We start from the raw sequence: 13,428 nt of genomic DNA, 5'->3' as shown, positions 1-13,428 counted from the left end.
GCACCTAGGCTGCCCTACCCTTTCTGTCCCCTTCGGCTTGCACCGTTCTTCGAAATGCGCGGTGACGCACACGAAAAAACCTTCTACTATTGCTTCCCAAAATTTGTTACGGGAGGGTAATGTACGGCATGACTTAAACGTTGATAAGTAAGACAAGCCCGTAGAGGGAACAGCGAATACTATAAGCATGCACGTTTCCACTTCGGCATGACCGCCGGTAGGCGATTTCAAGAGGAATTTGAGGACTCTATTATGAAGCGACCGTTGATCCGCATTGGCGCCACAGGCCTTGCCATCGCCGCCAGCATTGCTCCCGCAGCCGCAGCCCCAGCCGCCTTCGCAGAACCCGCGCCGGCAGCGGCAGCGAGCACGCCGGCGAAAATCACCCGGGTACCTGCGCTGACAGAAAAGCAAAAGGCCGACGATTCCACCGCAAAGTGGCGCAAGATCATCGCAGAGTACAATTCCCACGATTACGACAACGTCTTTGAAACCACCGCGTACTCGCCATCCATGGATCGCAACATTCCCGTGGTTGTTATCCAGCCATATGACAAGGCCAAGCGTAAGAACGCTCCAACCCTCTACATGCTCAACGGCGCTGATGGCGGCGAGGGTGCTGCAAACTGGCTGGCGCAATCTGATGTGGTGACGTACTACGGCGGTAACCGCGGCAACTTCAAAAATGTCGACAAATCTCCGGGCATCGGTGCGAACATCGTTATTCCCATGGCTGGCAAGTACTCTTACTACACCGATTGGCAAAAGAGCGTTCCACAGCTGCAGGGCGGCAGCAAGAAGCCCCAAAAGTGGGAAACCTTCCTTACAAAGGAACTGCCTCAGGGCATCGAGCCATTTCTGGGAGCCAACGGCAAGCGTGGCATTGCGGGCCTGTCCATGGCTGCCACCTCTGTTCTGAACCTAGCGCAGCACAACCCCGGTTTCTACGACACGGTGGGTTCCTTCTCCGGCTGCGCCGCCACCACCACCGGTGCGGCTCCTGACTTGATCAATATCACGCTCAACCGCGGCGGCACCTCCATCAACGATATGTGGGGTGGCCGCAACACCGCTCTGGCACGGTACAACGACCCACAATTGAACGTTGCCAAGCTCAAGAACCAGAAGAACATGTACATTTCTAACGGTTCCGGCATCGCGGGCCCCCACGACTTGCTGGGTTCCGAACGCGTGGGCAAGAACTCCTCCGCATCCGCCACTGTGATCGTCGAAGGCGGAGTTATCGAAGCCGCAACCAACTGGTGCACCCACGAATTCCGGGCACGCACCCGCGCGCTGGGTATTCCCGTGACCTATAACTTCCGCCCCACCGGCACCCACCAGTGGGGTTACTGGCAGGACGACATGCGCGACTTCTGGCCCGTCGCAACCAAGGGGCTGGGCACGAAGGTAGCGCGTCCCGCCGAACCTCACCAGTCCGCAGGCGGCGACCTAGCCGGCAGCATTGCGCAGATTACCGGCTCCGCACCAGCCCGCAGGTAGACGCGCCACTCCAGGGGGCAGGGAAACTCCGTGCTGCCCCGCTGGTTTCCTCCGGAATAGACCACCCGGATCGCCCCAGCGCAGTCACCACACGTGGGTTTCCGTGGTTAAGCGACGGCGCGGATCGGGGTGGTGTCGGACAATAAAAACCCACGACAAGCACGGACCAGCCGTGCCACCGCAAGTGGCCAGCTGGTCCTCTTCTTATGCCCAAACCATGGTGGAACCACTGCAACCTAGTAAGGTTTTCGTGTGACTGTTCAACGCCCCCACCGCAGTACCCCCATCGCCGGCGCTATCGATACATACACCGGCGTGGAGTTCAACCTCGGGTTCCATATTCTCCACTACAACCTGGAGATAACCTACAACGCGAACCCGAACCACCTGCGCGCCACAGCCACCTTGTCAATGGAGAATTACCGGCCATTGAAATCGCTCACACTGGATCTCGCCGATGCCCTGCGCGTGAGCAAAGTAGAGGTGCGGGGCCACGGGGCTGCGCGAACCGAACCTGAATTAAAAGCCAAATTGCAGCTCAAACGCTACCGGCAATCCAACAAAAAACTGCGCCTGACCTTCACCGACGAAATCCCCGAGGATCTATCATTCGATATCGTCATTCACTACGCCGGCAACCCTCGCCCGCTGCGGTCCAAGTGGGGAGAGGTTGGCTGGGAGGAAACCAACAACGGAGCCCTTGTCGCAGGTCAACCCAATGGCGCTCCCAGTTGGTTCCCTTGCGATGACACCCCGGATGAAAAAGCTACTTACCGCATCGCGTTTACAACGAACAAGGACATCACGGCCGTCGCCACGGGAACACAGACTGCCATTTCTCACCGCGGGGCCTGGACAACCCGGGTGTTCGAGGTCAACTATCCCATGGCCACCTACCTAGTCGCGGTGTACGTGGGCCCGTACCAGCAAACGAATCTGCCCGATGCGCAGCTGGGCCGGAAGACCGTTCCGGTGCATGCCTGGCTGCCGTTCGGCGACCACCAGGCGCGGTTGATTCGGGATCGTTTCGCGCACGATTTCGCAGATCAGTCCGCCATGGTCGAGGTTTATAGCGAGATGTTCGGCCCGTATCCCTTCCCCGCCTACGGTGTGGTGGTCACGGACGAAGTCATGGAGATTCCGCTCGAAGCCCAGGCCATGAGCATGTTCGGCAAGAACCACGCCAACGGCAAGAAAACGTGGGAGCGCCTGATTGCACACGAGTTGTCCCACCAGTGGTTCGGAAATTCGGTGGGGTTAGTGGAGTGGCGCGATATTTGGCTGAACGAGGGTTTTGCCTGCTACGCGGAGTGGCTGTGGTTCGAGCGCTCGCAGGGCATCCCGGCTGAAAAGCACGCGCGTTTCCATTACCACCACTTGGCCAACAAACCGCAGGATTTGCTGCTGATCGATCCGGGTGCGGACAACATGTTTGATGACCGTGTGTACAAGCGCGGGGCTCTTACCGTGCACGCGCTGAGAGTATTGCTCGGTGATGACGATTTCTTCGATTTGCTGCGCCGTTGGACCTCCGAGCACCGCTTCGGACTAGTGGAGACTCGGGATTTGGAGAACCTGGTTCTTGACATCATCCAGCACCGCAAGGACATTTCCGCCGCCGATGTGTCTTCCCTCTTCGACAGCTGGCTTCGCCGCACCGAGCTGCCTTACTTCCCGGCCGTTGCCTCTTCCGCTTATTTTGGGACGACGCCCACCTCCTCCCTGAATGAGGATCTCAGCGGGCTTCCCGCCGCTGACCTAGACACGGAGGTGGATGCGGGCGGCCCGGCCCGCGCAACTGCCCGGGCTGCTTCGCAGGCAATGGATGTGGCCAGCCAGGCCGGTGAAGCTGTCAGCACTGCTGCTAAGAACGCTATCGACGCTGCTAAGAACACTCTCGGAAAGAATCCCCTCGGGAAGTAAGGGGCATCCTCGATGCGTTCTATGACCTTGGCCACGGTGTTGGTGGCGATTTCTGGTTATTTGATCCTCATTGTGGCTTCCCACGCGCTCGGGGAAGCTGACTATGAAATCTTCTTGGTGTACTGGGGTTTCTTCTTCGCGCTTACGGGATTGCTAGACGGGTTGATGCAGGAAACTACTCGGGCGGTGACGGCGCGGCGTTCGACTGGTGAGTCCCCGCTGGGCGAGGTCTCGCAGGAAGGTGTGTCTACGGCAGCTGCACCTCGGGGAGCCCAGCCCATCCGTACTGCGGGGTTGATTGCGCTCGTACTAGGGGTTGGAACGGCGCTGTTAAGCCCACTGTTCATCGGCAGCATGTCCCCATCTTCGCCTGTAGCAGGTGCGGCCATGCTCTCTATCGGTCTGGCCAGTTACGCATTCCAAGCCCTAGTGTGTGGATTGCTTTCCGCGGCCGCGGAATGGAACCGATTCGCCGCCTTGATCACCATTGATTCGGTGTCTCGGCTAATACTGGCCGTCCTCGCGTGGGCCATGGGGTGGCATGCGGTGGCGTTCTTGTTGGTTACCGTATTGGGCGCAGGAACGTGGGTTCTATTCGCCGCAGTTTCTGCCCCCACACGGGCGCTGTTCTCCGAACTGGCCGATACGGATCAGGGCACATTTTTGCAGCGCACCCTTAAGGCGATGGTGGCCAGTGGGGCGAATGCAGTTATCATCACGGGTTTTCCGGTGTTACTGAAATTCACGACCGATACCTCTGTTCCTCAGGGTGCTCTGGCCGCCACGATTACCGCAGTCACCCTCACTCGGGCACCAATTTTGGTTCCCTTGCAACGCTTTCAACCGGCACTGATCGTGCATTTCACGAAAGCACGCGATCGGGTCCTCGCTGCCGCGGCGCTTCCTCTGGGAATCGTCGGCGGCCTGGCTATCGTCGGTGGAGTGGCCGCCTACTTCCTGGGCCGTCCAATCCTTGCGGTGTTCTTCAACGAGGAGCTACTCGTTGCTCCCCTGTGGCTGGGGCTGTTCACGCTGGTATCCGGTGCGACAGCGATCCTGATGATCACCGGAAGCGCAGCTCTAGCTGCCGAGCGCCACAGCTTGTACTCGGTCGGCTGGGTGATTGCCACTATCGTAGCTATCGGCGCACTCTTCCTCGACGCCCAGCCGGAACTCCGAGCTCTCTTGGCCCTCGGTATCGGCCCCGTTGTAGGCGCCATCACACACCTTGGTGTCTTAGTTTTTGCTCGCCGTGATTCCCACGCAACGCCCCCGACGGAGGATAAGCAACATGGCCTCGCCTAACACTCCCCGACCCCAACACATGGATAGCCCAGTTTCAGTACTGCTCTCCATCTACCATCGCATCGATCCTCACGACCTCACATGGGCTCTGGCGAGCCTACACCAACAGTCACAGCCGGCCCAGGAAGTTGTGATTGTGCTAGACGGCCCCGTAGGTGGGGACCTGCGCGGCGTCGTCAAAAAATTTGAGAAAAGCTACCGCAACACCACCCGAGTAGTAGAGCTAGCCCACAACGTCGGGCTTGCGCGCGCGTTAACGGCTGGATTGCGGGAGTGCTCGCACGACTTGATTGCACGGTTAGATGCCGATGACATCGCCATGCCACAGCGATTCGAGCAGCAGGTTGCGTTCATGAACATGCACCCTGAGGTGGCAGTGCTAGGAAGCGCACTCGCGGAGTTCCGTTCGGAGGAACTGGCGGACCAACCCGTGCGCGTTGGAAATATGAACGCGGATCTGTCCACCATTCGACAGTTGCAGACAACCGTTCGCCGCCTGCCGGAAACTCACCGGCAGATCGAACGAGCAATCAAATTAAATTCGCCGATCAATCACCCTTCCGCAATGTTCCGGAAATCGGCAGTAGATGATGCGGGCGGGTATAGGCATGTGCCATTTATGGAGGATTATGACCTTTGGGCAAGGATGATCGCAAGGGGAGAAATAATGCATAATGATCCACGTCCCCTCACATGGTTCCGCACTTCGGATCAGATGTTTCAACGCCGCAGCGGTAAGGCGATGTGGCGAGCCGAAATTTCGATGCAACGCAACCTTGTTCAATACGGGTTAATTGGGTATGCAAGGGCTATTGTGAATTTCAGCCTGCGCAGCGCGTTTCGTGCGCTACCAACGCCCCTGTTAAGCAAGGCGTACAAGGTCATTTTCCAGCGGTCCCGATAGAATCCTGGGTTTGCTCCCAGTACAACACGGGGGAGCCCAAGAAACTCACACGTCTAACAATTACAACTCCCGCCTCACGAGAAAGCCCCTATATGAATCAGCCGATAGCGCCCACCGACGGCGACCATCGCGATGTTTGGTTGGTCATACCTTGTTATAACGAAGGATCGGTCATTGGTGATGTTATCTCCCAGGCCCGAAGAACTTTCCTGAATATTGTTGCGGTCAATGATGGCTCTACAGACAATTCAGCGGATGCTATCCAGGCCGCGGGAGCGCACCTGATCAATCACCCTGTCAATTTGGGGCAGGGCGCGGCCCTGCAAACCGGCATTGAATACGCCCGTCACCAACCTGGTGCCAAATATTTTGTGACATTCGACGCCGATGGGCAGCACCAGGTGAAAGACGTACTTCGCATGTTGGAGAGGCTGCGCCACGAACCGGTGGACATCATCACTGGAACACGGTTTGGTGGGCAGAAGAATTCTCAGGTCCCGTGGTTAAAACGGTTTGTACTCAAAACTGTTGTGCTGTTGTCCCCCGTAAGTCGGAAGCTAGGCTTAACCGATGCACACAATGGCTTGCGCGTGTTCAATAAAACCGTCGCCGACGGTTTAAATTTGCGAATGAATGGCATGAGCCATGCCAGCGAGATTGTGAAATCCATCGTGGAGAATAATTGGCGCGTAAGCGAGGAACCGGTGGATATTCTGTACACCGAATACTCCATGAGCAAGGGCCAGAGCTTGCTCAATGGGGTTAATATTCTGGCCGATGGCTTAATCGCGAGGAAGTTACCTTGATGCTCGAAACCCTATTGATTCAAATTTTTCTACTTCTTGCCGTCGTTGGGCTGGCCCTATATTTCTTATCCAACCGGCGGAAGGCTAGAGCGAAGGCTGGGGTGAAAATAGGGTTCGTCATCTTCGTTCTCGCCACCATCTGGGCAATCTTACGCCCTGATGACCTCACTGTGGTTGCGCAGTGGGTCGGCGTTTCGCGAGGGACGGATTTACTACTGTACGTGCTGGTAGTGGCATTCATGTTTACCACCCTTTCCACGTATATCCGCTTCCGCGAATTAGAGCTCCGCTATGCCCGCCTGGCGCGTGCCGTGGCCTTGCAAAACCCGGTCGCACCCCACGGCGATGAGGGAGGCTCTCACGAGAATCCCGTGGTCAACCCCATGGTCAACCCCGTGGACAAGCCAGAAAACTAACCCAGCTCGTTATTCGTTCAGCGACCGATCCATGCCCCACACCAGAATCTCCCCCTGGCCGCTGACTGGTAAGTCCGCATCCAGATTCCTACACCGCAGCACGTCCCCCTCAGCGAGATCATAATCACCAGCCTGCACATTCCCATTTACCACGAAAAGGTGCACAAAAGGAGCACTGGGAACCGCCACCCGATTGTCGGATCCATGCAACCGAGCCACATACATCCTGGCCCCAGCGGTATTGATCTGCAGCGGAGCGCCTTCACCTGCGACCGTCACTAACCCGCCTGCATCGAGCGCAGCGTTGAAGTCATAACTGTGGTGGCTGGGTGTGGCATTGGGAATGTCTGTGGGCAACCAGCATTGGATCACTCGCAGAAACGAGCCACTGGAGTATCCGTTGGCATTAACCTCTGCATGGTTAACCCCCGAGCCAGCTGTGATAGCCTGCGCCATCCCCGCACGCACTATAGTTTCCTCTTCAGCGCCCGAATCCCGATGCCGTACCGCACCTTCTACAATCCATGAGACGATTTCAACGTCCTTGTGAAAGTGCATATCAAAACCCTCGCCTGGCGAAACCACATCATCGTTGTGCACCATGAGCAAGCCGAATGCGTTTGCGGCGAGATCGAAGTTTCCCGTGGCAGGGAATGACTGCCGAGATACGATGTCTCCACCGGGCCACGTGTGCCGAGCAGACGACGGAATAAAATCAAAACTAGTCATGCAGCTTCCTTAACTCTGACCGGATATTTTTTCTTCGGGAAGAAACCGCTGGCCCACGGCAGAGACAAGAACCAAGCTGATTGCCGCGATGACCACGCCCACACCCAACATCATTTCATAGGTGAACCACTGATTGAGTTTGGTGAGAATCATTGGGAAGAAGAAGCCCAGATAGGTGAAAGCATAGAAAACTGCCGTCAGCCCACCCAGATCATCCGGGCCCGCCAGTCGTTGCACTTCCGTTAGTCCGGTGATCATACACACACCGTAGGCAGTGCCTAAGATGACCGCCGCGATAGCTGCGCCTACGAGAGATCGGCTTTGTGCTGTCCATACAGCTAGAGCCATTCCGACGATGATCAGCACCAATCCCAGCTGCTGACCCATTACTCCACGTCCACGCAAATAGAGGTTGCTAATCTGCTGCACACCGAAGCCAAAAGTCAGTGCCACCATCGTGATCGCAGCCGAAAACGCGATGGGAATTGAAACCCTATCTTGGGTGAGAGACGGCAAGATCGCGTAGGCTACTCCGGCACACCCGAACACCCATGGTGCGATGGGCAAGACAGCCAGCAAAAAGCGGGGATGCAATGCCGTTGGGGTGGCGATATCGGACCAAAAACTTCCTTTGACCTTCAAGTGGGCGCTCTGCCGCGTCTCAGGCACGCCGGCGAGCCCGACCATGCTCACCAAGGCCAAAAAGATATGGACCAGATACGGGGTCTTACCCGGTGCCGGCCCCCATTGGGCCAATACGCCAGCCACTAGTGCGCCCAGGGCAAACCCTGCCGTCAGGGACATCGTCGCCCGGCGAGCACCAGCTCCGGGCGTGGCATTTCGGTCAAAGGCTGGCGTAGAGAGCTCTTTGATCCACGAACCGCCCGCGGTCATCGCTATGCCAATAGCGATTCCTGAAAGGACGCGCCCCAAAAAGATGAGTGGCGAATTTGTCTCCCCAACCGCAATCAGAATACTGCCCACCAAGGCAACGACAGGTGCTGGGAACATGACTAACCGGCGCCCAAACCTGTCCGAAAGCGGGCCGGAGATCAACAGGCTAATGGCGATGCCGGCGGCATAGCTTGCCAAGAGGGCATCGACGAAGACGTTGCCAAACACATTTTCCCTACGGTAATAAACCATCATTGGGGTGAATTCGTTGCCGCCCCACGCCACAGCAAAGACGGCGAAGGCGATGAATTTCCAGTAATTGCGCGCAGCCATTCGATTCGAAGCCATGGCTATGATTTTAAGCCCTGCCCCTGCACGCGGGAACAGGAACCAAGGATCCGAAAATATTTTGCCGATCAAAGCGCATGGTGAGAGGCCATACACAGCGCATTTACCACGCACAGCATATTTAAAAATAACCACTTCGCCAGAGACACGCTTGTACAGTGGGGTTATGTCACAACACTCTCAACCTAAGGACCTGGGTGCTTCCAACTTGACCGATGGAAGCATCGCGGATGAAGAGAACATCACCACGGCGCAGACCGAAGGAACCCAAACCGACGTCACGGATAACGACACTTCGGTGGAGAAGAAGGCTCGGAATCGAGATATCCGCCGTTCCAAGTCGGCCCCCGACACACTGAACTCCGCCCCCAGCGATAGCTTACGGGACCACGTCGCGAAGGAAATCCAGAAAGTCCTCGATGGTGAGTTTCCCGAGGCGCGCGAGCGCATCCGTCAGGACGTCCTCGCTAACCCAGACGCACTGCCTGTGTACGATCAGGATCTAGAAGGCTCGCGAGCTCACACCACTGGCCAATTGCAGATGGTTCTAGAGTCTAAGCTGCCCCATGGCGCATTTCGCACGGACCAAGGTGGAACTGGTGAAACCGGCCAAACCCTGACATCCATTGAAATGCTCGGCCACATCGACCTGTCCCTCATGGTGAAGGCGGGTGTGCAATGGGGTCTGTTCGGTGGTGCCGTTGGAAACTTGGGCACCGAGCGCCATGCAGAGCTGGTTAAGGACCTCATCGAACTTCGCGCGCTGGGTTGCTTCGCCATGACCGAGCGCGGGCATGGCTCCGACGTGCAGTCTCTGGAGACTACCGCGACCTACGATCCTGAGACCCAAGAGTTCATCATCAACTCCCCCACCGCCTCGTCCGAGAAGTGGTACATCGGCAATGCCGCACGCGACGGCCGCTTCGCAGCTGTATTCTGCCAGCTGTACACTCCAGGCGTCGAGGAATCCCACGGCGTGCACTGCATCGTGGCCCGGATTCGTGAAGATGACGGTTCCGCTATCGCGGGCGTTCGCTTGGGCGACCACGGTTACAAGGGCGGCCTCAAGGGCGTGGACAATGGCACGCTGAGCTTCGACAATTACCGGGTTCCTCGCGAGAATCTTTTGAACCGCTTCGCAGATGTAGACGCGGAAGGCAATTACTCCTCCCCCATCGAGAATCCCAACCGTCGTTTCTTCACCATGCTGGGTGCGCTGGTTCGCGGCCGCGTAACGGTAGGTGCAGCTGCAGCCTCGGCGGCACGCACCGCATTGGGTATTGGTGTGAACTACGCGAACATTCGCCGTCAGTTCGCCGCGGATGATTCCCTGCCGGAAAAGCGCCTGATCGAGCACCGCCAACACCGTCTGCGCCTGATCCCGCGCGTGGCTCGCGCCTATGCGTTGCAGCTGGCGACGAACAACCTGATCTCCCGTGTGCACGAATTGGATCAGCTGGGCTTGGACCCCACGAACATGACCAAGGAACAGCAGTCCGACCAGCGTGAGGTGGAGGCGCACGCTGCTGCACTAAAGGCTGCTAACACCGCGCATGCCACAGATACGATTCAGGAGATGCGTGAAGCTTGCGGTGGCGCAGGCTACATGGCGGAAAACTTATTGACCACGCTGAAGGCTGATTCGGACATCTTCACCACCTTCGAGGGCGACAACGTGGTGATGCTGCAGCTGGCGGCAAAAGAGCTAATGACCGGTTTCGCCCGTGAGGTCGGTTCCCTGCGCCCCATGGAAATGGTGCGTTTCGGGCTCGATAACTTCAGCACTCTGCTGCGCCGCCGGACCGCCGCGGATGCTTTGATCCAGAACCTCGTGGATACTTTCACCGATACCGAGGAAACAAGCCTGTTCGACCCAAGCTTCCAGGTCAAGCTGATCGAGGAGCGCGAAAATCGTTTGATGCTTTCTCTGGCTCGACGCCTTCGTCCTGCGAAGAAGATGGACATTAGTGAGGCAGCGAAGGTTGTCGACGGCGCGCAGGATCACCTCATCTCGGTCGCGTGGGCACACGTCGATCGCATTTTGTTTGAGGCGCTGCTAGAAGCTGAGTCCGAGGTGGAATCCGAGGATGCTCGTCGCGTGTTCGAGCAGGTCCGTCACGTATTCTTCCTTGACATGATCCGGACCAATGCCGCGTGGTACTTAGAGCAGAATTTGCTCACGGGCACCCGCACCAAGGCGGCACGCGCAGCCTTAAATGACCTGGTGGATTCGCTCGGCCCATGGTCCAAACCGCTGGTGGATGCGTTCGGTATCCCGGACAACATCCTCAACGTGACGTTGATGGAAAATCCGGAAAACCTCACGCCGAAGTACCAAACCAGCCCGGCGGCAGGACAATCGGGCACGAAAGAGGCCGAGGATCGGTAGCTAGCGCAGTTAGATCCCCTGTTACAGGAGATCCTGTGTACTAGCTTCTCCCCTCGTGAACTCCCCACCGTCAGCTACGGTGGGGAGTTTTTTTCCGTAGCCTTGACACCATGACCTCACCCAAAGCCTTGACACCATGACCTCACCCAAAAACAATCACCCCTCCAAAGACGGCCAACTCGCGCATAACCGCCGGGATGACAACCACACAGTCGACTACACGGCACAGCACCCCGATCGTCTCATTGTCGTCACGGGCGCTACCGGTTACGTTGGTGGGCGCTTGATCACCGAACTATTGCACGCTGGTTTCCGCGTGCGCGCCACTTCCCGCCACCTCTCCAGCCTGCGACGCTTCCCGTGGTTCGAACACATCGAACCAGTAGAAGCCGATCTGCGCGACCCCGCTGATGTCGCCCGCCTATGCGATGGCGCCGACAGCCTGTTTTATTTAGTGCATTCTATGGGGGATAGCCGTGAAGACTTCGAGGAGGTCGAGCAGGAGACCGCCCGTAATGTCGCTACCGCCGCGGAAAACGCAGGATTACGCCAGATCACGTACCTTTCGGGGCTACACCCTAAGGACATTCCCACCGAAAAGCTGAGTAAGCACATGCGCTCTCGCGAGAAAGTTGCGCGCATCCTGCTGGATTCCGCAGTGCCGAGCATTGTGTTCCAGGCGGCAACGTTGATCGGTTCCGGATCTGCGTCGTATGAAATGATTCGCCATCTCACCGAACGCCTTCCCATCATGGTTGCACCGAAGTGGATTGATAATCTCATCGAGCCGATCAGTATCCGAGATGCCCTGTACTACCTGGTTGCCTCGGTAGATCTCGACGAACCCGTCAACCGCGCTTTCGATCTTGGCGGTGGGCACCGTTACAGATTCTCCGACTTGCTTCGCCTCTACGGTAAGGAACGTGGCCTTAAGCGCTTCATCCGCGCTGTGCCCCTCCCACTACCAATGGATACCCTCTCCGGAATGTGGATCGCACTGGTCACGCCCGCTCCGTTGGGCCTGTCAGTACCGCTAGCACAATCGATGGCGAAAGACTCAGTGACGACAGAACATGACATTGCCGAGTTTATCCCCGATCCTGCCGGGGGCTTGGCGGACTACCCCACATCAGTTCGCAGGGCTTTACATCGCGAGCAGACCGGCACCGTCGAGACATCGTGGGACGGTAGCTGGCGTAAGGCAGCCCTAGTGGATCCAGCGCAACGCGATGTGGCGCAATCCCAGCCTACGGATGCCGAGTGGTCCGGCCATACCGTATACACCGATATTCGAACGTCCACTACTTCCATTCAACGGGATAAGCTGTGGGAAGTCATCGAGGGGATTGGCGGGGACCGCGGCTGGTATTCCGCCGGTCCATTGTGGACGATCCGCGGCCTACTGGACAAAATTGCGGGTGGACCTGGGCTGGGCGGTCGTCGTGACCCTGTTCACCTGCGCGAAAATGATCGCGTGGATTGGTGGCGTGTGGAAAAGATTGTCCCCCAGGAGCGCTTAGTGCTGCGCGCTGAGATGAAACTTGACGGCCGTGCGTGGCTAATTTTCGAGCTTTCGGGCGCCACAGACAGCAATGGCCACCCGACCGGCGAGACGAAGTACACCCAACGTGCGCTGTACTACCCTCAGGGTTTGGCCGGCCGGTTGTACTGGGGCGCGATGTTGCCTTTTCACCGCATCATATTCCCGGTCATGGTGAAAAACATCCTCAAGGCTGCCGAACACAAGAGCTAACACTCACCCGAGGCGGCTGGGCGAAACACTCACCCGAGGGCGGTTGGCCGAAACCCTCACCCGAGGCGGCTGGGTAGACTATCGGTTATGAATCCCATCATCGCGCGTCTAAAGAACTCTGCCCTAACATTCCCGCAGGTCCATGCCCCTGTGTTGGCCGGGGCGTTGGTTCGCTCGCTGACCGGTGGCAGTGGTAAGTCGGGCGCCGCTAGCGCTTCTTTTGATTCCGACGCCGTCTACCGCAGCCCTGCCCTCAGCATCGGTCAACCGGGCCAGCGCTACGCCCCGCAGTATCCTTCCAGCGGGCGCACCAGCGGTATCGTCGCAGCTCAAGCTGCCGCGGCACGCCCCGCTCCAGCTCTTGAGCTGGAGCGGGCGATCGTCGACGTAGATAATTAGCCCCCAACTGCACATCCGCGGCTGGGGGCCCGGGGTGGCGTCGGTTAAAAGAAGTGACC

At 57.8% G+C, this 13,428-nt stretch carries 10 protein-coding genes and 1 pseudogene; 9 read left to right on the top strand and 2 right to left on the bottom strand.

Annotation, left to right across the window (positions count from 1 at the left end):
* The first annotated feature begins 252 nt into the window (after positions 1-252).
* The 6 genes and pseudogenes from HMPREF3098_RS07325 to HMPREF3098_RS07300 all read left to right on the top strand — a co-directional run bounded on the left by HMPREF3098_RS07325 (position 253) and on the right by HMPREF3098_RS07300 (position 6,857).
* Positions 253-1,503 carry an alpha/beta hydrolase gene (locus HMPREF3098_RS07325; RefSeq protein ID WP_035113534.1) on the top strand — a complete coding sequence of 417 codons (1,251 nt, stop codon included), beginning with the start codon at positions 253-255 and terminating at the stop codon, positions 1,501-1,503.
* A 252-nt stretch (positions 1,504-1,755) separates the two neighbouring features.
* Positions 1,756-3,180: pseudogene (locus HMPREF3098_RS07320) on the top strand (M1 family metallopeptidase); the annotation flags it as partial.
* A gap of 258 nt (positions 3,181-3,438) precedes the next feature.
* The gene (locus HMPREF3098_RS07315; protein ID WP_070434585.1) at positions 3,439-4,731 is read left to right on the top strand and encodes a hypothetical protein; all 1,293 of its coding nucleotides are present in this window, start codon (positions 3,439-3,441) and stop codon (positions 4,729-4,731) included.
* Positions 4,718-5,635: a glycosyltransferase gene (locus tag HMPREF3098_RS07310; protein ID WP_246815883.1), complete on the top strand. Its 918-nt coding sequence runs from the start codon at positions 4,718-4,720 to the stop codon at positions 5,633-5,635. Before HMPREF3098_RS07315 ends, HMPREF3098_RS07310 begins: the two co-directional genes overlap by 14 nt.
* Before the next feature lie 92 nt (positions 5,636-5,727).
* Positions 5,728-6,441 carry a glycosyltransferase family 2 protein gene (locus HMPREF3098_RS07305; RefSeq protein ID WP_070434584.1) on the top strand — a complete coding sequence of 238 codons (714 nt, stop codon included), beginning with the start codon at positions 5,728-5,730 and terminating at the stop codon, positions 6,439-6,441.
* Entirely contained in the window at positions 6,441-6,857 is a 417-nt protein-coding gene (locus HMPREF3098_RS07300) for a DUF2304 domain-containing protein (protein ID WP_083284303.1), read from the top strand. The genes HMPREF3098_RS07305 and HMPREF3098_RS07300 overlap by 1 nt, the downstream gene beginning before the upstream one ends.
* A 9-nt stretch (positions 6,858-6,866) precedes the next feature.
* Here the strand turns inward: HMPREF3098_RS07300 and HMPREF3098_RS07295 are convergent, their stop codons facing one another.
* Positions 6,867-7,586, bottom strand: coding sequence for a pirin family protein (locus HMPREF3098_RS07295; protein WP_070434583.1), 720 nt, complete (start codon positions 7,584-7,586; stop codon positions 6,867-6,869).
* A 9-nt stretch (positions 7,587-7,595) separates the two neighbouring features.
* Entirely contained in the window at positions 7,596-8,828 is a 1,233-nt protein-coding gene (locus HMPREF3098_RS07290) for an MFS transporter (RefSeq protein WP_070434582.1), read from the bottom strand.
* 166 nt (positions 8,829-8,994) lie between these two features.
* Here HMPREF3098_RS07290 and HMPREF3098_RS07285 point away from each other — a divergent pair, with 166 nt between their 5' ends.
* The 3 genes from HMPREF3098_RS07285 to HMPREF3098_RS07275 all read left to right on the top strand — a co-directional run bounded on the left by HMPREF3098_RS07285 (position 8,995) and on the right by HMPREF3098_RS07275 (position 13,369).
* Entirely contained in the window at positions 8,995-11,217 is a 2,223-nt protein-coding gene (locus HMPREF3098_RS07285) for an acyl-CoA dehydrogenase family protein (protein ID WP_246815882.1), read from the top strand.
* 136 nt (positions 11,218-11,353) lie between these two features.
* The gene (locus tag HMPREF3098_RS07280) at positions 11,354-12,970 is read left to right on the top strand and encodes an SDR family oxidoreductase (RefSeq protein ID WP_083284300.1); all 1,617 of its coding nucleotides are present in this window, start codon (positions 11,354-11,356) and stop codon (positions 12,968-12,970) included.
* Between the two features lie 87 nt (positions 12,971-13,057).
* Positions 13,058-13,369 carry a hypothetical protein gene (locus HMPREF3098_RS07275; protein ID WP_070434581.1) on the top strand — a complete coding sequence of 104 codons (312 nt, stop codon included), beginning with the start codon at positions 13,058-13,060 and terminating at the stop codon, positions 13,367-13,369.
* Positions 13,370-13,428: the final 59 nt, after the last annotated feature.

It is taken from the genome of Corynebacterium sp. HMSC28B08 (assembly GCF_001806865.1).
Classification (GTDB): Bacteria; Actinomycetota; Actinomycetes; order Mycobacteriales; family Mycobacteriaceae; genus Corynebacterium; species Corynebacterium auriscanis.
This window is presented reverse-complemented; position numbering and strand designations above follow the sequence as displayed.